Origin of the sequence: Oceanisphaera pacifica, assembly GCF_017498065.1 — a bacterium.
Lineage (GTDB): Bacteria > Pseudomonadota > Gammaproteobacteria > Enterobacterales > Aeromonadaceae > Oceanimonas > Oceanimonas pacifica.
The window spans coordinates 1-575 of the sequence record NZ_JAGDFX010000037.1 but is presented as its reverse complement, the minus strand read 5'-3'; the positions used below and the strand labels follow the sequence as shown (position 1 = coordinate 575).

General features: G+C 48.3%; 1 tRNA gene. It reads right to left on the bottom strand.

From position 1 onward, the window contains the following. Nucleotides 1-496: 496 nt before the first annotated feature. Nucleotides 497-573, bottom strand: a tRNA-Asp gene (locus J3U76_RS14355). Between the last annotated feature and the right edge of the window lie 2 nt (nt 574-575).

Genomic DNA, 575 nt, shown 5'->3' with positions numbered 1-575 from the left:
TTATGAAGACATCATGAGCAGCGTCTGCGAGGCCTGGAACACCTTTATTGAAAGTGCCGAACGCGTGACACAAATGTGCTCCAGAGAGTGGATAAATCTGACCAGTTAATTTTACAGAATGGTATCAGTGGCTGATGGCCGAATAAAGAGAGTGGCTCCACCGACCATCACATGACAGGGGCGTCATGTGCTGAAGCCAGATGGAACAAGCTTACTCTCCGTAACTCACAGTATCATTAGCCCCGTAGCGTGTAGCCACCCCCCTTTGTTAGGCTTTTGCAGCAGGTAAAACTGACTACTTCTTTAGTGCGATTGGTATTATACCAATCGTACTAGCTGAAACAGCTTTGAACACCGGACAAAACAAGTGTGTGGTCACCAAATGGTCACGGTTTGGTCACAGAGGTGGCTTTGACGAAGTAGGAATGAAGAGTTTTATCGGGGATGAAAAAGCAAAAAGCCCTTAGCTATCAATAAGCTAAGGGCTTCTAATTAATGGCGGAGTGGACGGGACTCGAACCCGCGACCCCCGGCGTGACAGGCCGGTATTCTAACCAACTGAACTACCACTCCGC